This window comes from Gemmatimonadota bacterium (assembly GCA_026387915.1).
GTDB lineage: Bacteria > Gemmatimonadota > Gemmatimonadetes > Gemmatimonadales > Gemmatimonadaceae > Fen-1231.
The window spans coordinates 87,490-105,372 of the sequence record JAPLKS010000013.1 but is presented as its reverse complement, the minus strand read 5'-3'; the positions used below and the strand labels follow the sequence as shown (position 1 = coordinate 105,372).

Below are 17,883 nucleotides of genomic sequence, written 5' to 3'. Positions count from 1 at the left end.
AGGCGATTATGGCTCCGACGGTCCTGATTTGCGACGACGCGATCTTCATGCGGACGATGGTCGGCGACATTCTGCAGCAGGCGGGGTTTGAAGTCGTCGGCGAGGCCGAGACGGGTTCTCAGGCGGTCGAGAAGTACAAGTTGCTGCGCCCCGACCTCGTGACGATGGACATCGTGATGCCGGATATGGGTGGCATTGATGCCGTGCGCGCCATTACGCAGTTCGATCCGAACGCGAAAGTCGTGATGTGCAGCGCCATGGGGCAGCAGGCGCTTGTGGTGGAGGCGATTCAGGCGGGGGCGAAGGATTTTGTGGTGAAGCCGTTCCAGCCCAGTCGTGTACTCGAGGCCGTGCAGCGGGTGTTGGGGTGATCGTGCGCCGCCCCCCCGGGCCGGCGCGCACTGGCGGGATTCGATGAGCCTCGACCCGGCACGGTACGCGGAGCTCTTTCGGACCGAGAGCCGAGAGCAGCTTGCCACCATGAATCGCAGTCTGCTCCTGTTGGAGCAGGGCGGCGCCGACGATCAGGATTCCCTGAGCGCGGTGTTTCGCGCGGTGCACACCGTCAAAGGGATGTGCGCGACGATGGGCTACCATGCGGTCGCCGAGTTCGCGCACGAACTGGAGTCGCTGCTCGACCGCGTGCGGCGTGGGGAGCAGGCGCACTCGCCGGCGCTGATGGATGCGCTTTTTGCGGCGGCCGATGCCTTTGAGAGTGGACTCGACTCTGCGTCCGACAGCTCGCAGGCCACGCCGGCGATGACCGCGGCGTTGCAGCGGCTCCACGATGTGGCGGGCGGAACGGGCACCGGTGAGTTTCGCGCCGTGCCGTTGGATGCGACGGCGGGAATCGGCGCCTTGGTGGAGGTCGCCGCGGCCGATCCGCTCGACGGCCCTGGGGTGATCGTGCGCGTGCGGCAGAGTGCGGACGCGATCCTCCCGGGCGTGCGCGCCTATTTGGCGGTCGAAAAATTGCGTGCGATCGGCGACGTCATGGCGACGTCGCCCGCAGAAGAGGTGCTGCGCGAGGCGACCACGCCACAAGCGTTTGCGTTGCGCCTCGTGACGACGGCGACGGTGGCCGAGATCGAGGCCGCGGTGCGTAGCGCGGGCGAGGTGGCGCAGGTGGAGGTGGATGCGAGTGGGCAGGTGCGTCGCAGTACGCGCGCCACGATCGAAGTAGTCCGCGAGGGCGAAGCCGCAGCGGTGCGCGCGGCCTCTCGCGCGACGCGCTTTGTGCGCATGGATCTGTCGCGTCTCGACGCGTTGATGAATCTGATTGGCGAACTCATGATCGCGCGCGGCCGCCTGCTGCAGTTGTCGGCGGGGATCGGCGACGCGGCGTTGGATGACACGCTGCAACAGGCGTCGCGGTTAATCGCGGAACTGCAGACGGAAATCATCACGGCGCGCATGGTGCCCGTGTGGCAGGTGTTCGACCGTTTTCCGCGTCTCGTGCGCGATGCGGCGCGTCAACTCGGCAAAGACGTGAATTTTGTGATCGAAGGCAAGGACATTGAACTCGATCGTTCGTTGCTCGACGAGATTGGTGAGCCGGTGGTGCACTTGCTGCGCAACGCACTGGACCATGGCATCGAAACACCGGATGTGCGGGTCGCCGCGGGAAAACCAGCGGCGGGTCGGTTGGTGTTGAGCGCCGCACGCGATCGTGCGTCGGTGCTGATTCGTGTGAGCGACGACGGCCGCGGGATTGATCGCGCCAAGGTGCTCGCGCGCGCGAAGGCGACCGGCCTGGTGGACGCGACGGTGCGTGAACTCGACGACGAGCAATTGCTTCGGTGTATTGCACACCCCGGGTTCTCAACGGCGGAGCAGGTGTCAGAGCTTTCGGGGCGTGGTGTGGGGGTGGACGCGGTGCAGACCAAGGTGCGTGCGCTGGGTGGGTCGGTGGATTTGCGGAGCGCGCCCGGCGCGGGCACCACGATCACCGTGCGGTTGCCGATTACGCTGGCGATTGTGCGCGCGTTGCTCGCCCGTTCGGGAACGGAGTGTTATGCGTTGCCGCTCACCCATGTGCGCGAGACGCTGGAATACGGCGGCGGAGCGGTGCAGCAGGTGAAGGGGCGCGATGTGCTGGTGCTGCGCGACGAAGTGCTGCCGCTGCTCGATTTACGGCAGGTCGTGCGTCAGGAGGGCGAGCCCGGTGATGCGCGCGAGATTGTGGTGATTGAGCGCGGAGAGCGTCGGTCGGGGCTCGTCGTGGATGAGTTGCTGGGACAGCAAGAGATCGTGGTCAAGCAGTTCGACGCCCCGCGGGATGGACTGGCGTTGTTCAGTGGCGCGACGATTCTCGCCGACGGCGCACCCGCGCTGATCGTAGACGTAGGTAGCCTCTTTCAGGGGACGTGACGGTGGACGACATCCGGCAACTCTCACCGCTTCAGCTTGACGCGCTGCGCGAAGTCGCAAACATCGGCGCGGGACACGCCGCGACGGCGTTATCGCAAATGACGACGCAGCGCATCATGATCAGCGTGCCGCGACTGACCATCACCCCGCTGTCCGACGTGCCCAATCATATTGATTCGGGGGAGGAGCCGGTCGCGGCGGTGTTGATGCGTATGCTGGGCGATCTCACGGGGCTCACGATGCTCGTGTTTTCGCGGCAGACCGCGCTGCGCGTGGCGGGCCTCATGATGAACAAGCCGGTGACGGAGCTCGGCGTGATTGAGCAATCGGCGATCAAGGAAGCCGGAAACATTCTCAGCGCGGCGTATCTCAATGCCCTGAGCGAGTTCCTCGGGATGATTCTGTTGCCCTCTCCGCCGTCGTTGGCGGTGGACATGAGCGACGCTGTGCTCAACACGAGCTTCATGGAAGTCGCGCGCGATCACGACGCGGTGTTCTGTGTGGAGAGTGAGTTCCAGTTGGCGGACAATGGCGAGCGGCTCCGCGGCTTCTTTTTGCTGATGCCGGACGTGCCGAGCTTGCACGCCATTTTGCGCGCGATCCGCGTCGACTGACGGCGCGTTGATGGCGGAGACGCATGGATCTGAACGCGATCGCGCGACGCTGCTAAGCTTCGCGCGCCGCATTGATCCGTCCGATGCCGGTGCGCACAACAATTTGGGCGTGTTGTACTTCAACAAAGGGTTGCACGAAGAGGCGGTCGCCGCGTTCACGAAGGCGCTCGAACTTGACGCTAAAATGCAGGTCGCGCAGCGCAACCTCGAGGTGGCGTACTTCAACACCGGGTTCTACGACCGCCGAGTGGGCGAACTGCGCGAGCGCTTGCGGCAGCGTGTGGATGACCGCGACGCGCGCTGGGAGCTGGGGCGTGCGTGTGCGCTCCTCGGTCGCGCCGATGAGGCGATCGTGGAATTTACGGCGTTGCTGCACCATAACCCCGGTGACCTCGCGGCGATCGTGCAACTGGCGTTGGCCGAAAAGGCGAATGGCAGTCTGGGCAACGCGATGGCCTGGCTCGAGGAGGCGTTGCGGCTTGATCCCGCGAGTTCATTGACCCACTTCTACCTCGGCGAAGTCCTGTACAATCAGGGGCGGGCCGAGGACGCGCTGGTGGAGTTGCAGCGTGCGATTGAGCTGAATCCGGACAATCCGGACGCGCTCTTCCTGCTCGGGTTTGTGTATGGTGAACTCGGCCGGCCGGACGAAGCGCGCGCGGCGAGTAAGCGGGCGATTCAGCTCAATCCGACCTTGTCGCGCGCGCAGGCGAACTTGTCGATCGACCAGTACAACGCGCAGAAATACGAAGAACTGCTGCCGGGGCATTCGGAGCGGAAGACGCAGCGGCTGATGCAGGTGGCCGAAGGGGAGCGGCTGGCGCATTACTCGCTCGGGCTCGCGTATCGGCAGAAGGGCTATCTGGTAGAGGCGGAGCGGGAATACACGCTCGCCCTTGAGCGCGGCGAAGATCAGGCGCTGGTACGGCAAGCGCTCGCCGAACTCTGCCTGTTGCGCAAAGACCCAGCGGCGGCCCTCGTGCTATACGACGCGTTGGTCGCGGAGCAGACCGACAGTCCCAAGCTCTGGAACGAGCGCGGGGTCGCGCTGCATCAGGCGGGGCGATATGCCGACGCGGCGGCGAGCTATCAGCAGGCACTCGTGGCGGATCCTCGCTACGCGCTCGCGCTCAATAACCTGGCGGTAGCTCGGTATCACGACGGCAATCACGACGACTCGGTAGACGCGTTCCGCGCCGCGCTCGACGTGAGTTCCTCGTTTACCAAGGCGCGTCTCAATCTCGCGCTCCTCCTCACGAAGGGTCGGAAGTATCAGCTGGCGCTCGAGGCGTATCGTCAGGTGTTGAACAGCGAGCCCGAGCAGCCGACGGCGTGGAACGGCGTTGGGTTAGTGTTGTCGGAACTGCGAAAGTATGAGGATGCACGGAATGCGTTCGCGCGGTCGATTCAGGCCAATCCGGACCTCGCGGAAGCGCACTACAATCTGAGCTTTGTACTTTCGAACCTCGGAGACTTCGAAGGCGCGCTACGGGAGACCAAGCGTGCCCTTGAGCTCGACTCCTATTACGTGCCGCAGAAATTTCAGTTGGCGATTGACCTCGAGTACGAAGACGCCGACTTCCAAGTGGTGCCTGACTTGGGCGGCGAGCAGCGGCTGAGTGGCGACGTCGAGACCTTCGCCTTTGACCCGCAGCTCCTGGATTCGCTATTCAAAGAGCTCAAGCCGGCACAGGAATCGGTGAGCGCGCTCGAAACGCCAGCGGAAGCGGATCCCTACGCGATGGCGGCGGACTATCTCACCAAGGGCATGCTCGATCGTGCGCGCGCGGAAACGAGCCGCGCGCTCGCGCGCGGTAGTGCGCCGGCCGACGGCAATGCGTTGCTCGGCGACATTCTGTGCCGCCAAGGCGCCTTTGGTGACGCGCTCGAGCGGTATCGCGCGGCGCGGCAGTCCGATCCGCAGCACGGGCGAGCGCTCCGCGGTGAGGCGCAAGCCTTGCTGATGCTGGGGCGGGGTGCCGAAGCGCGCGATGCGGCCGACTTGGTGCTTGCCACGACCCCAACGGATGTGGACGCGATGCTCCTTGCCGCGAGCTGCCGGTTTGAGGCGGGTGATCCCGCGGCGGCGCTCGAGGTGCTCGAGCAGGCACGTCGGCAAGCACCGGCTCGGGCTGACGTGTTGCGCTGGATGGGCAATATCACGCGATCGCTCGGTGACATTGAGGGAGCGATTGCGGCGTATCGTCACGCCCTCGAACTGGACGGCGACTTTGCGGCCGTGCGCTTTGATCTCGCCCGTCTGCTCTCGCAACGGCAGGCGTGGGATGAGGCCGAGTTGCATCTGCTCGCGGCCCTCGATGCGGTGCCGACGTATACCGAAGCGATCCTCGAGCTGTCCGCGCTGCGGCGCCTGGCGGGTCGTCCGCGCGATGCGCTCACGTTACTGGTCGAACTGCTCGTGCGTGATCCGTACAACTTCGATGGGCTGCTCTCGCTTGGCGAGACGTTGATTGAGATTGGGCGTCCGCAGGACGCGGCGAAGGCGTTCCATCGAATCTTGACGTTCGACCACGATCACGTGGGAGCGATCTATTACGACGGCGTGTTGCTCGCGGAACAAAAACGATACCGCGAGGCCGTCGCGCAGTGGACGCGCGTGAGCGATCTGGAGCCCGCCGGCGAGTTCGCCCGTCGTGCACGCCGCGACGCGCGTACGGCCGGTGATCTGCTCACCGTGTTCGGCGATCGCGCGCGGGAGGGCTGAGCCATGGCCATCGAAGGACCGCTCAAGGAACTTGGCGTACACGATGTCTTTCAGTTGCTCGATCTGAGCCGGAAGACGGGAACGTTGGCCGTGACCTCGGAGCTGCGCGACAACGAAGGGACGGTCCTCTTCGCGCGTGGTCGTGTGGTGGGCGCCACGATTCGCAGTAATCCGCACCGCATTGGCGAACTGCTGCTGCGCGCGGGCAAGGTGACGAAGGCCGACATCGAAAATGCCCGGTTGGCGCAGGCGGATGCCGGTGACGACCGACGACTCGGTGAGATTCTCGTGGAGTCTGGCGCGCTGTCGAGCAAAGAACTCGAGCGGCAGATGCGATTGCAGATTGAGGCGGTGGTGTTTGAGCTGTTGTCGTGGGGGGAAGGGTTCTTCCGCTTTGAAGAAGGGCCGGTGGGCGCCGGCTCGACGGTGGAGATCGGCACCGAGTCGTTGATGATGGAAGGAGCGCGCCGGATTGATGAATGGTCGCGCATTTCGGATCGTGTGCCGAGTCTGTCTGCGGTGCCGACGTTTGCGCCGGTCGCGGATGACGGTGGACCTCAGCTCGACCTGTTGCCGAGCGAGTGGGAGGTGCTCACGCGGATTGACGGTGAGCACGATCTCCGGTCGATTGCTGCGGAATTGAGCCGCAGCGACTTTGAAGTGGCCAAGGTGGTGTACGGGCTCGTGACCACCGGCGTCGTGGAACTGCGGATGGCGAGCGGGGCATCGGTGCAGCCGGTGGAGCGCGTGCAGACTCCACTGATGACGCCTGTGGTCACTGCGGCTGTGACGCCTGTGGTGACTGCGGCCGTGACGCCTGTGGTCACTGCGGCGGTGACGCCACTGGTTTCTGCGGCCGGTCAACGGTCGCCAGCCGACGACCTGACGCTGGGCTTTTCGTTGCTCCGTCAGGCAGATTTCCGTGGTGCCGCGGACGCGTGGTCGCGCGTGCTGGCTGAACGTCCGTTGCACCAACAGGCCGACGAGATTCGTGACGGGATGAACGCCGCCGCGCGTCTACAGGCAATGCTGGAGAAGTGGCATGGCGTCTGACGACATCCGCGCGCTGAGCGACGCGCTGGCGGCTGACCCGTCGAGCACGGTCTTCCTGCAGTTAGGGGAGACGTTGCGCCGTCGGGGACAGTTGGACGTAGCCCTCAAGGTGGCGACGCGCGGGGCTGAGCGGCATCAACAGCGTCCGGATGCACACGACCTTCTGGCGCGCATTGCCATTGATATGGGCGACTTCGCGCGCGCGCGCGCCGAGTGGGAGTTTGTGTTGCACCTCTCGCCGAGCGATGCTGCGGCGCAGAAGGGCCTTGGGTTCCTCTGCTTCCAACAGGGCGAATTCGAACATGCGGCGCTCTGGCTCGCCGCCGCGCTTGCCGCCGATCCGAGCGATCACTCGCTCGCGGCGGCGCTCGCGACCGTGCGCGCGACCATCGCGGCGGGCGAGGCGACAGCGGATACGACGGGCAATGCGGCGAGCGATGCGTCGGGCGACAACGCGTCGGCCCTACCGGATGGCGCGTGGGAGACCGCGCCGACAGTCAGGGCGAGCGCGCAAGTCTCTGACGCCCGCGCCCTCTTCGACGCGGTGATCGGGGACCAACCGCAGACCGTGCTGCTGATTGATCGCGACGGGTTCGTGGTGGCGGGGCAGTATGTGACCGCCGACGGCCGCGATCTCGGGGCAGATTTAGGCGCGCAGTTGTCCGGCATCAGCGACGAGGCCGCGCGCGCGGTACGGCACCTTGGACTTGGCGCGTGGCACCAGATCGTCTTTGAGTCGGAGGCGGCCAGTGTCGCGATGGCGCCGAGTGTGGATGGCGTGTTGCTCGTGGCATCGCCGCGCAGCGTGCCCTTGGGCTACGTGCGACGTCTCCTCGAGCGTTCGCTTGAGCGCGTGGGACGCTGGCTGGAGACGGGGACGTGAGCAGTCCATTCGCCGGCGTGCTCAGCGCCCTCATCCGTCACCGCGGGGTGTCGGGGTGCTTTGTGGTGGGCGAGCGCGACGGGATGATCGTGGAAGCCAATCTTCAGATTGGACTCAACGGCACCGCGTTCGCCGCGCTGACGGCATCGTTGTATCGCAAAGCACGCCGGTCGGCGTTGGCAGCAGGATTTGGTGAGGCGGCCTTCTTTGAACTCACGGCCGACGCGGGTCGCGTGTGCGCCGTGGGGCGCAACGAACTCGTGCTCGTCGTGATTGCAGAGCCGATGGTGAATGTGGGCTTGGTGCGTGTGGAGATGTTGCGTGCGCTGGAGCTGTTCGCATGAAACTCTCCGTTGCCGCCACCTGGGTAGAGACGCCGTTGCGTCAGCTGGTGTCCGACGCGCGGCTTGAGCTGGGCGTGCTGTTGCACCCGACAGGGCAGGTGCTCGGGCAGTTTGGCTTTGCGCGTTCGGTCGACGTGATGACCGCGTGCGCTCTCGCCGCGGCGGCGCATGCGTCGTCGGCCGAGCTCGGCCGTCAGTTGGAAGGCCAGCCGTTCAGCGGTGTGCATTATGTGGGGACCACTCGGCAGTTCTTTCGCGCGACGGTTCTCACGCAGGCGACTCCGCTCATTCTGTTCGCGGTGTTCGACGAAGAAAGTTCGCTGGGACTGGTGCAGTTGTTCTTCCAGCAGTTTTGCCGTGACGTGGCGGCTGTAGCGCCGAGCGCCGACGCCGAGCCCGCCGCACTCGCTGAGAACTTTGAAAGCGAGCTCAATCGCAACCTTGCCGTGATGTTCGGCCGAGCATGAGGCAACCGTGAGCCTGGTCAACTACGCGTCGCGCGAAATCACGTGCAAAATCGTCTACTACGGCCCTGGAAGGTCCGGAAAGACGACGAATCTGCACTACATTTATGGGCAGGTACCGGCTGACCGCAAAGGACAGATGGTGTCCCTGGCCACGCAGACCGATCGTACGCTGTTCTTTGATTTTCTGCCGCTCGACCTCGGCACCATTTCCGGTTTTTCAACGCGGTTTCAATTGTATACAGTGCCCGGCCAAGTGTATTACCAGACCACCCGCAAGCTCGTGCTGCAAGGCGCGGACGGAGTAGTGTTTGTGGCCGACAGCCAGGCGCGGCAAATGGATGAGAATATTGAGTCGATGCAGGACATGCACGCGAATCTGGCGGAATACGGCATTGATGCGCGCACGATGCCGCTGGTGCTGCAGTACAACAAACAGGATCTGCCGCCAGAGGTGCTGTTGACGGTGCCCGAGCTCGATGACCAGCTGAACTTTCGTGGCGTGCCGAGTTTTGGGGCGGATGCGTTGCATGGCCCCGGCGTATTCGAAACGTTGCGTGCCGTGTCGGAACAGGTGCTGCGCAAGTTGAGCGCGGCGGGTGGGGGGCGCTTCTAGCGTGCGTGTTGATTCGCGGCTCCGGTTTGACAACCTCGTGGTGGGGGCGGGCAACCGTCTTGCCGTCGCGGCCGCGCGTGCGGTGGCGGAGTCGCCGGGTGCCGTGTACAACCCGCTCTTCATTTACGGCGGCACGGGGCTGGGGAAGACCCACGTGTTGTCGGCGATCGGTCATCTGAGTGAAGCGCTGCACCCGGGTCTTGATGTTGAGTACCTGTCGCTGCTGGACTTTGTGGAGCAACTCCTTGCCGCGACGTCCGCGGGGCACCTCGACGCGTTCTCGAGCCGCTACGAGCGGGTGGGATTGCTGCTGATTGACGACGTGCAGTTCCTGACCGGCCATCGGGAGGTGCAGGCCGAGTTGCTGAAGTTGTTCGAGCGCATGCAACGCGCGGGCCGTCAGATTGTGCTGACGAGTGACCGTCCGCCGTCGGAGATCCCCGATGTGGACGCGCGGCTCGTCAGTCGCCTGAGTGGCGGCCTGATTGCGGATGTGACCGCGCCGGAGTTTGAGACGCGCATGGCGATTCTCCGCGCCAACTGCGACGAGCGCCAGCTCTCGTTCAAGGAGGGCGTGCTCGAGGAGTTGGCAGCGTTCAGTTTTTCGAGCGTTCGTGAACTGCAGGGCGCGCTCAACCGGCTCGTGGCGCATCAGGCGATCGGCGCCGATAGTGCCCCTGCGTCGACGTCGGCAGAGCCCGAGGGTCGGTCCCTTGGCGAGTTTGAAAGTTTCCTCTCCGATGTGTCGAAGGATGTAGCGCAGCAGCTGGAGTCATGGCAGTCGCGATTGTCAGCTGCGGTGCAGCATTGGCGTGGGGAAGGCTACCGCACGCGGGTTATTGAGCGGGCGCTCTCGCTCCCGAAGGAGCCGGATGTTGACGGGCTGCTGAAGACATTCGAAGCGGCCGTGGAGCATCTGCGGAATCTTGAACTGACGGCCACCGGCGTGGATCCGGCCCTCGGCGGCGAGGCCGTCTTTCGCGATCCCGAACGCATGGCGGAGGCAGAGGATCTGGTCGAACGCGCGCTCGCCGGCGCCACGCCGCCCGAGGGGCCGAGTCCGTCGTTCGTGCGCTCCGCATTTGAGGTGGGCACCTCCAACCAGCTCGCGGTGCACGCCGCCGATGCGGTGATCGCCGAACCCGGCACGAAATACAACCCGCTCGTGTTCTATGGCCCGAGCGGAGTGGGCAAAACGCATCTGCTCAACGCCATCGGCAATACGCTCACCGGAACAGGTGCGGCGCCGAAAGTCGTGGCGTACGTGCACGCGCAGAAGTTCGTGGATGAACTCATTGCGGCCATTCAGGGTGGATCGGTGGAGCGCTGGCGCATTCGCTACCGCAACGCCGACGCCTTGATCATTGATGATGTGCAGTTTGTGGCGGGGAAGGAGCGGACGCAGGAAGAACTCTTCTTGCTCTTCAACACCATCGTCGCGGCTGGCAAGCAGATCGTGATGACGAGCGATCGTCCGCCGGCGGAGATTCCCGATCTCGAAGCGCGCTTACGCTCGCGCTTTGAGGGCGGACTAGTGGTGCCCATTCAGGCGCCGGACCGTTCGTTGCGTGAACGACTCTTTGCCAAGTATTTGGCGGATGCCGGGCGCAATGCCGATGCCGCGCTGCTCGCCGTGTTGGCCGAGCAGCCGGTGCAGAGTGTGCGTGAAATCATTGGCGTTGTGAATCGGCTCGGTGTGGCCGCGGACGCCACTGGCGTTCCGGTGAATGCGGCGTTGGCGCGCGCGGAGTTGGGGCTTGCCACGCCCTTTGCTGGCGTCCACTCCGTGGGCAATGCGACGCGCTCGAGTCGTTCGTTGATGTTCGATGCCGAAAAGCTCGTCTGGGAATGGCCCGACGTCTCGGCGCGCATCGTTGAGGATCTCCGCTAATGGCCATTCGCGGCAGTCTCAAGGAAGCCAGTCTCCCCGACGTCCTGCAGCTCCTCTCGATGGGCAAGAAAACCGGCTGCTTGTCGGTGACGCATCGCAACAACTTTGGCTCGATCTATTTCGACAAGGGAAAGATTTGTTACGCCGCGATCGTGAATCGGCGCGACCGGCTCGGCGATATCCTGCTCAAGAGCGGAGTGATTACCGGGGGACAACTCCAGCAGGCGATTGACGCGCAGTCGAAACAGCGCGACAAGCGGCTCGGGGATGTGCTGGTGTCGCTCGGCATCATTTCGCGCGAGGGATTGCACGGGCAGATCCGCATTCAAATCGAAGAGGCCGTCTACTTCCTGTTCACCTGGTCGCAGGGAACGTTCAACTTTGAGGCCGACCTCAGCCCAGAAGAGCAGGACTTTCTCGTGTCGATCAATCCCGAGTCGCTGTTGCTCGAGGGTGCGCGACGGGTGGATGAGTGGGGGCTGATCGAGAAGAAGATTCCGTCCTTCGATATTGTGTTTGATCTCGACCGGCGGAAGCTCGAAGAAAATCGCGGCAATCTCTCCAAGGAACAGGAGTTGATTCTGCCGCTGATTGACGGACGTTTGGATGTGGCGGCGATCGTTGAAGAGTCGGGGCTTATTGAATTCGATGTGGGGAAGGCGCTCTACGGTCTTGCGACGGCGGGTTTTCTGCATCGCGTCGGAAAAACCAAAACCTCCGAGGTCACGGCGCCCGATACGCGCGTGGAGGAGCATCGCAACCTCGGCATCGCATTTTTCAAAACCGGCATGCTCGACGAAGCGGAGCGCGAGTTCCGTCGCGTGGTGGAGCTGCGCCCCGGCGATCTGCAGGCGCGGTTTATTGTCGGGCTCGTCCATCTGCGACTCGGGCGCTGGGACGACGCGATCGCCGATTTCGAAGCCGCCACGCATTCGCGCGGCGCCTCACCGTGGGTGTATCACAACCTGGCGTACGCGCACGAACGGCGTGGAGAGTACGCCAAGGCGCGCGCGGCGTTACAAGAAGCCGTGGCGCGCGGCGCCGAGGGCGATCCGCGCGTGCACACGTCGTTCGGCGTGCTCGCGTTGCGCGAGGGTGATCTGGGCACTGCCCGCGCCTCCTTTGCGCACGCGCGGGAACTGCTCGGCGATGGCAGACCCACGGCGGCGTGGTACCACTACGCCGCGCTCGAGGCGTGGCTCAGTCAGCGTGCGGACGATGCCGTGGCGCTGTTGCGAGAGGGCACGGAGCGCTACCCACATGCGGCGGTGCTGTACAACAATCTGTCGGTCGCGTTGGACCGGCAGCGGATGTACCCAGAGGCGCTTGCGGCCGCGGAGCGTGGCGCGATCGAAGAGCCTGGTATCGCGCAGCTTCACAAAAATATTGGTGACGCTCTGTACCGGAGCGGGCGCTTTGATGAAGCGTACGACGCCTTCCAGCGCGCCGTGAAGTTCAATGAGCAGATCGGACCCGACGCGTGGTTCAAGCTGGGCAACATTCGCTTACGTCGCAACGAACGAGCGGATGCGATTCGCTGCTGGGAACGTGCGCTTGTGCTCGACCCCGACAACGCGATTATCCGCCAGAACCTCGCGGCGGCTAAGGCGCAGTCGTGAGCGAACCGCTCGCCGACGCGGAAGCCTTTCTCGCGCTCACCGACAAAATCGCGCGCGATCGCGGGTTTGGCACGGCGAGCTATAAGGGCACTTGCCTCCGCCGGCGCATTGCGGTGCGGATGCGTGCGCGAGGCACCGAGGATTATGCGGCCTATAGCCATGTCCTCGACGACGACCCCGCGGAGTACGATCAACTGATTGACGCGCTGACGATCAACGTCACAAAACTCTTCCGCAACGCGGAAACGTGGTTGTACTTGCGCGAGCAGCTCCTGCCTGCCTTGTGGGACTCGCCGGCGCCGGAGTTGCACTGCTGGGTGGCGGGGTGCTCGTCGGGTGAAGAAGCGTACACGCTGGCGGTGCTCTGGCATGACCTGCTGACTGCACGCGGTGAACTCCACCGGCGCTCGCGGGTGCGCATTGTCGCGACGGATATCGATCGCGCCTCCCTTGAGGCGGCACGCGTTGGTCGGTACGCCGAGTCGGCCTTCGCGGAAATGCCCGCGGCGTTGCGAGAACGGTACTTCGACGCGACCGGCAGTGCGGTGCCGGCGGTGCGCGAGTGGCTCACGTTTACGCGGCATGATCTGCTGCAAGAAGCGCCGCCGGCCGCACCCCTGCATCTGGTCACCTGTCGCAATGTGGTCATCTACTTTGACCGTGACGCGCAAACGGCGCTGCTGCAGCGGGTGCACGATGCCCTCGCGCCGGGCGGCGTGCTGGTGCTGGGCAAAGTAGAAACGCTCCTCGGCCCGTCGCGCACGCTGTTCGATGTGGTGGATCAGCGGCAGCGGGTATTCCGGCGTCGATGATGGAACAGCTCGTGCGCATTGCGCATCACGCGGTGGCCTCCGGCGACGATCTGCTCGTGACGGTCGGCCTGGGTTCGTGCGTGGCGATCGCCGTGCACGATGCGCGGGCGAAGGTCGGTGGCTTGGCGCATGTGTTGTTACCCGACATGCTGGTCGGCCGTTCGTCCGACAATCAAGCCAAGTATGCGTCCACGGCCGTGCCACTGTTGCTGACCGAGATGCGCGCCCTCGGCGCGCGCGGACCATTTGTGGCGAAGCTCGCCGGTGGCGCGCGGATTTTTGGGGATCTGCTCGGTGGCCGCGCGAACGGCATGGGCACGCGCAACGTCGAAGCCGCGCGGGCTGCACTGGCGGCCGCCGATGTGCCAATCGCCGCGGAAGATGTGGGCGGAGAGTCCGGACGCACCGTGCGCTTTGACGTGGCCACTGGGGCGATGACGGTGCGGACGGTGCGGGGAGGAGCGCATGTCCTCTGAGCGCCCGCATCGCACCGTGCTCGTGGTGGACGACAGCGCGCTCATGCGCACCGTCATCAGCGAGGTGATCGGCCGGTTTGCGCAGTTCACGGTCATTGGTACCGCCGTGGATGGTGAGGACGCGCTGCGTCAGGTGCATGCCCTCGATCCGGACATCGTCACGCTCGACATCGAGATGCCCGGTCTCGACGGACTCGCGGTGCTCGGCTACATCATGAGCGAATCGCCGCGCGCGGTGGTCATGCTGAGTGGCGCGGACACCGTGGGGCAGGTGAGTGCTACACTGCGGGCGCTCGAACTCGGTGCGGTGGACTTCGTTCGGAAGCCGCTGGCCGCCGGTGTGCGGCAGGTGACAGAGATCGAGGAACGTCTGCATCAGGCGCTCTTAGCGGCGGCGGTGGTGAATCTCCGCGGCGTGCCTATGCTCGCGCGACCGGTGTTCGTATCCAAGCGCGGTGCGGATGCCAGCGGAGGCGCTCACACCGCGCTCGTGATTGCGGCATCCACCGGAGGCCCCCGCGCACTCGCGGAGGTGATTCCGCTGTTGCCAGCGTCACTCGACGCCGTCGTGCTCGTGGTGCAGCACATGCCGCGCGGATTTACCGCCGGACTCGCGGAGCGCCTCGACGCGCTGTCTGTACTTGACGTGAGCGAAGTGGTGGATGGCGAACTGCTGCGGCCGGGCCATGTGTATATCGCGCCAGGCGGGCGGCACTGCACGGTGGTGGCGACGCACGGAGGCCCGCGGGCCGCGTTGCACGACGGACCGGCCGTGTGGGGCGTCAAGCCTGCGGCAGACCCGCTGTTCGAGTCGGCAGCGGCGGTATTCGGTGCCCACTGTGTTGGCGTGGTCCTGACGGGGATGGGGCGCGACGGCAGCGCGGGGCTCGCCGCGGTGCGCGCCGCCGGTGGAGGCGCTGTGGTGCAGGATCGAGAGACGTCCACTATTTACGGCATGCCTCTCGCCGCGCTCGAAACGGCGGGCGCTGATCGTGTGGCGCCACTCAGTGAAGTGGCGGGCGCCGCCGTGCTGCTCCTCGCGCGGCATCGGCCTGTGGAGCACCGCCCATGACCCGCGCTACGCTCGAGGAGCTGCACGTGGTGGCGCGCGTAGGGGATGAACGCTTTGCGTTCGCGGTCGCCGACGTCGAAGAGGTGATCGATGCGCCGTCGCTCGAATGGGTGCCGAGCGCTCCGCTGGGCGTGGCCGGCCAACTGCGGCACCGGGAACGCACACTGAGCGCGTTCGACGGCGCGTGGGCGTTTGGACTGGCCGTGGGGCGGGTGGGAGGCACCGCGCTCGTCCTGCGCGCGGGTGACGCACGCACGGTGCTAATGGTCGATGATGTGGATGATCTCGCCGTGCTCGACGTGCGCACGCTCCGGCCCGTGCCGGCTGGGGCGGACGCCGAAGGCGTCCTCGCGGGCGTGTGCATTGGCGCTCGTGCGGATGGCGGATTAGTGAACTTGGTGCGGGTAGACGCGCTGCTCAGCAGAACTGCCGGGATCGCGCCGCCGCGAGAGGAGAACATGGCATGACCGGCTCCACCCCCGCCGCGAGCGGCGAACGCCTGCAACTCGTCACGTTCCGAGTGGGCGAGGATCGGTTTGCGGCCGACATCGTCGCGGTGGAACGCGTGTTGCGGTTTACCGCGCCGCGTCCGATTCCCAATGTGCCGAGTTGGCTCGAGGGGGTCATTGATTACAGCGGCCGCGTGGTGCCGGTGATTGACCTGCGCAATCGCTTTGAACTCGCGCCGGCGCCGTCACGTGTGGGTGCGCGCATCCTCGTGATGAGCGCGGGCAGCGACTGGATTGGCGCCATCGTGGATGCGGTGGATGAAGTGATTGTGGTGCCGGTGGAACAGCTGGTGCCGCCGCCGGCATTGTTCCGCGGACTCGCCAAGCCATATCTCAAAGCGCTGGTGCGCCGTGGCAAAGACGGCGAAGACACACTGGTGGTGCTCGACGTGGCGCATCTGCTCACCTCGCGCGAACGATTGGTACTCGAACAGGCAGTTGCTGGAGCCACGGACCATGTCTGACGAAACGCTGCGCGTACTGCGCGCTCAGTACACCGAACTCGAACGTCGGCTCGACGCCGGATTGGCCGACGCCGAACGCGCGGCGGTAAAGGCCGAGATCATTGCGTTGTTTCGCATGGCCGAGCAGCAAGCCTCGGAGCTGACCGCGCTCAAGGAAGACGTCAAGCAACTCGTGGACAAATGGAAAGCGGGGGAAGGCGCGGCTAAGGCGTCGATGGCACCGCAGTTCGCCGGCGAGCGCCCGGTGGTGCACGCCGATCATTTGGGTGCGTCCACGTTCGCAGAAAAAGGGTGGAGTCTGCTGTCGATTGGTGACTATGACGGCGCCGAGGCCGCGCTGCAGCGAGCACTCGAACTCTCCCCTGGGGATGCGCAGAGCACCGCCCTCCTCGGTTGGGCGCAGATGCTCAACGAAAAACTCGACGACGCTATGATGAGCTTTCAGGTCGTGCTCATGAAGGAGCCGATGAATGCGCTGGCGCGCATCAACGTGGGCTATATCTGTTTCAAGAAGCACATCTTCGGCGAGGCGATCGAGCATTTGTCGAAAGCCATTCGGCTCGACAACGACAAAAAGGCGTCGCTCTATGCGCACTTCTACTTGGGCCTCGTGTACCTCGAGCGTGAGATGTACGAAGACGCCGAGAATTTCTTCTTGAAGACGCTCGTGCTCGGCCCCAATCTCATTGAGGCGTACTACGAGCTTGGGCGGTCGTATTGGTTCAATGGCCAGAAGGACGACGCCAAAGAGACGTGGCGCAAAGGGCACGCGGCCAACAGGTTCAATCCATGGGGCCAGCGTTGCGAGGAGCTGTTGCAGGTGGTGGAGGCTGGCGGAGTGCCGACGCGGCCGTGAGTGTGGCGCGCGTGCTCGGCTTGGCGCGCGTGCTCGGCGTGACGCACGGTCTCCGTGTGGCGCGGGCCGCGGTGGTTGCCGTGAGTGTCGCGATTCGTAGCTGGGCGCACGCCCAGAGTGTCGTTCCCCCCTCCGATGCCGTGCAGATTACGGGCGGCCGATTCTCGGTGATCGCGCTCCCCGGCGATCGGCTGCTCGCGCAGTCCATGCTGAGCGAGGCCCTCGCGCGCGACACGTTTCCGGGATTGGTGCGTCCTCGCGCACACGTGGTCATCGCGATTGCACCCGATACCCGTCGGTTTCGTGAGTGGGCCGGAAATGGCGCGCCAGAATGGGGCGCAGCCATCGCGTTTCCGGCGCAGCAGCGGATAGTCATGCAGGGGCACCGCGCTCCCTCGACGGCCGGCGATCCGCGCGTGACATTGCGCCACGAACTGGCCCACTTGGCCCTTCACGAGGCCATGGGCGCCCGGCCTTCGCGCTGGTTTGATGAGGGGTATGCCTCATTTTCGGCCGGAGAATGGGGGCGAGACGAGATGTTGGCTACGAACATTGCGTTGCTGATTCGCCGCTTCCCGGGACTTGACGAACTCGACCCCATGTTCGAGGGCGGGTCGTCCCGGGCGCAGCAGGGGTACGCCCTTTCGCAGCGTGCCGTGGCAGAGCTCTCTGCGCTGGACCCACAGCGTGGGTTGACCCTGTTTTTCGAGTATTGGCGCTCGACCGAGTCCTTTGACCAGGCGCTCCGGAGGGCCTACGGCATTACCGAGGCCGGATTCGAACAACGCTGGAAGTCCAATACCCGTAGTAGGTTCGGAGCTTTGGCCCTCGTGGCCGATGTGACGTTTGGCACGCTCCTGATGTTGATGGTCTTAGGACCGCTCTGGTGGTTGCGCAGGAAGCGGGATCGGCGGCGTCTCCTGTCGATGCAGGCCGCGGATGCGCTGCAGGACCGCCGGGAACGGGAGAGCGCGCTGGAGGCTTTGCTCGGCCTGACGGGGGAAGTAACCACATCGGATCCGCCGCCATTTGGGGGCGGGGAACGTCCCAAGGCCGATGAGGATAACATTAAGTGACGGTGAACTGTGCTCCGATTGCTTGACTCCACCTATAAA

18 protein-coding genes are annotated in these 17,883 nt (G+C 64.9%); all 18 read left to right on the top strand.

The window, feature by feature from the left end; all coding sequences use genetic code 11:
* Window positions 1-8: 8 nt before the first annotated feature.
* The 18 genes from NTZ43_07430 to NTZ43_07345 are packed head-to-tail and all read left to right on the top strand — an operon-like array spanning window position 9 to window position 17,844.
* On the top strand, window positions 9-371 hold the full coding sequence (locus NTZ43_07430) for a response regulator (protein MCX5767036.1): 363 nt from the start codon (window positions 9-11) through the stop codon (window positions 369-371).
* A 43-nt stretch (window positions 372-414) separates the two neighbouring features.
* Window positions 415-2,370 carry a chemotaxis protein CheA gene (locus tag NTZ43_07425; GenBank protein MCX5767035.1) on the top strand — a complete coding sequence of 652 codons (1,956 nt, stop codon included), beginning with the start codon at window positions 415-417 and terminating at the stop codon, window positions 2,368-2,370.
* A 2-nt stretch (window positions 2,371-2,372) separates the two neighbouring features.
* Window positions 2,373-2,984, top strand: a complete 612-nt coding sequence (locus tag NTZ43_07420; GenBank protein ID MCX5767034.1) for a chemotaxis protein CheC — start codon at window positions 2,373-2,375, stop codon at window positions 2,982-2,984.
* 10 nt (window positions 2,985-2,994) lie between these two features.
* Window positions 2,995-5,709: a tetratricopeptide repeat protein gene (locus NTZ43_07415; protein MCX5767033.1), complete on the top strand. Its 2,715-nt coding sequence runs from the start codon at window positions 2,995-2,997 to the stop codon at window positions 5,707-5,709.
* Window positions 5,710-5,712: 3 nt separating this feature from the next.
* Window positions 5,713-6,762 (top strand): DUF4388 domain-containing protein, encoded by a 1,050-nt coding sequence (locus tag NTZ43_07410; GenBank protein MCX5767032.1) that lies wholly within the window; start codon window positions 5,713-5,715, stop codon window positions 6,760-6,762.
* On the top strand, window positions 6,752-7,645 hold the full coding sequence (locus tag NTZ43_07405; protein ID MCX5767031.1) for a tetratricopeptide repeat protein: 894 nt from the start codon (window positions 6,752-6,754) through the stop codon (window positions 7,643-7,645). The genes NTZ43_07410 and NTZ43_07405 overlap by 11 nt, the downstream gene beginning before the upstream one ends.
* A complete protein-coding gene (locus NTZ43_07400) occupies window positions 7,642-7,989 on the top strand; it encodes a hypothetical protein (GenBank protein MCX5767030.1) in 348 nt (115 codons plus the stop codon). The genes NTZ43_07405 and NTZ43_07400 overlap by 4 nt, the downstream gene beginning before the upstream one ends.
* Window positions 7,986-8,456, top strand: coding sequence for a hypothetical protein (locus NTZ43_07395; GenBank protein ID MCX5767029.1), 471 nt, complete (start codon window positions 7,986-7,988; stop codon window positions 8,454-8,456). The genes NTZ43_07400 and NTZ43_07395 overlap by 4 nt, the downstream gene beginning before the upstream one ends.
* A gap of 7 nt (window positions 8,457-8,463) precedes the next feature.
* Entirely contained in the window at window positions 8,464-9,069 is a 606-nt protein-coding gene (locus NTZ43_07390) for a GTPase domain-containing protein (protein ID MCX5767028.1), read from the top strand.
* Between the two features lies 1 nt (window position 9,070).
* The gene (locus NTZ43_07385; protein ID MCX5767027.1) at window positions 9,071-10,960 is read left to right on the top strand and encodes a DnaA/Hda family protein; all 1,890 of its coding nucleotides are present in this window, start codon (window positions 9,071-9,073) and stop codon (window positions 10,958-10,960) included.
* Entirely contained in the window at window positions 10,960-12,579 is a 1,620-nt protein-coding gene (locus tag NTZ43_07380; protein MCX5767026.1) for a tetratricopeptide repeat protein, read from the top strand. The genes NTZ43_07385 and NTZ43_07380 overlap by 1 nt, the downstream gene beginning before the upstream one ends.
* Window positions 12,576-13,391, top strand: a complete 816-nt coding sequence (locus NTZ43_07375) for a protein-glutamate O-methyltransferase CheR (GenBank protein MCX5767025.1) — start codon at window positions 12,576-12,578, stop codon at window positions 13,389-13,391. Before NTZ43_07380 ends, NTZ43_07375 begins: the two co-directional genes overlap by 4 nt.
* Window positions 13,388-13,867, top strand: a complete 480-nt coding sequence (locus NTZ43_07370) for a chemotaxis protein CheD (protein MCX5767024.1) — start codon at window positions 13,388-13,390, stop codon at window positions 13,865-13,867. The genes NTZ43_07375 and NTZ43_07370 overlap by 4 nt, the downstream gene beginning before the upstream one ends.
* A complete protein-coding gene (cheB, locus tag NTZ43_07365) occupies window positions 13,857-14,939 on the top strand; it encodes a chemotaxis-specific protein-glutamate methyltransferase CheB (GenBank protein MCX5767023.1) in 1,083 nt (360 codons plus the stop codon). The genes NTZ43_07370 and cheB overlap by 11 nt, the downstream gene beginning before the upstream one ends.
* Window positions 14,936-15,406, top strand: a complete 471-nt coding sequence (locus NTZ43_07360) for a chemotaxis protein CheW (GenBank protein MCX5767022.1) — start codon at window positions 14,936-14,938, stop codon at window positions 15,404-15,406. The genes cheB and NTZ43_07360 overlap by 4 nt, the downstream gene beginning before the upstream one ends.
* The gene (locus tag NTZ43_07355) at window positions 15,403-15,912 is read left to right on the top strand and encodes a chemotaxis protein CheW (protein ID MCX5767021.1); all 510 of its coding nucleotides are present in this window, start codon (window positions 15,403-15,405) and stop codon (window positions 15,910-15,912) included. The genes NTZ43_07360 and NTZ43_07355 overlap by 4 nt, the downstream gene beginning before the upstream one ends.
* The gene (locus NTZ43_07350) at window positions 15,905-16,768 is read left to right on the top strand and encodes a tetratricopeptide repeat protein (GenBank protein ID MCX5767020.1); all 864 of its coding nucleotides are present in this window, start codon (window positions 15,905-15,907) and stop codon (window positions 16,766-16,768) included. Before NTZ43_07355 ends, NTZ43_07350 begins: the two co-directional genes overlap by 8 nt.
* The gene (locus NTZ43_07345) at window positions 16,765-17,844 is read left to right on the top strand and encodes a hypothetical protein (protein ID MCX5767019.1); all 1,080 of its coding nucleotides are present in this window, start codon (window positions 16,765-16,767) and stop codon (window positions 17,842-17,844) included. Before NTZ43_07350 ends, NTZ43_07345 begins: the two co-directional genes overlap by 4 nt.
* Window positions 17,845-17,883 lie beyond the last annotated feature (39 nt).